The organism is Paenibacillus oleatilyticus (genome assembly GCF_018998565.1).
GTDB classification, from domain to species: Bacteria; Bacillota; Bacilli; order Paenibacillales; family NBRC-103111; genus Paenibacillus_G; species Paenibacillus_G oleatilyticus.
Map to the genome: position 1 here is coordinate 1 of NZ_JAHNZO010000160.1, position 358 is coordinate 358.

Genomic DNA, 358 nt, shown 5'->3' on the forward strand with positions numbered 1-358 from the left:
CCTTCATTCCTTCCGCGCTGGTGCACTATGGCCTGCTGCCGGACGTGGTGGTGGAGTCGACCACCAAGTTCTACAAATCGACCAACATTCTTTACCTCTACATCTGCTGCATCATCGTCGGCAGCATCATGAGCATGAACCGCCAGGTGCTGATCCAGGGCTTCCTGCGCATCTTCATCCCTATGCTGTGCGGCGAGATCGTCGGCATGCTGGTGGGGATGGGCGTCGGCATGGCGCTGGGCCTGGAACCGTTCCAGATCTTCTTCTTCCTGATCCTGCCGATCATGGCCGGCGGCGTAGGTGAAGGGGCGATCCCGCTGTCGATGGGTTACGCCGCGATCCTGCACATGGAGCAGGG

General features: G+C 60.1%; 1 protein-coding gene. It reads left to right on the forward strand.

The features are described 5' to 3' along the window. On the forward strand, positions 1-358 hold a 358-nt coding region (locus KQX66_RS39040), incomplete at both ends, for a 2-hydroxycarboxylate transporter family protein (protein WP_216798438.1).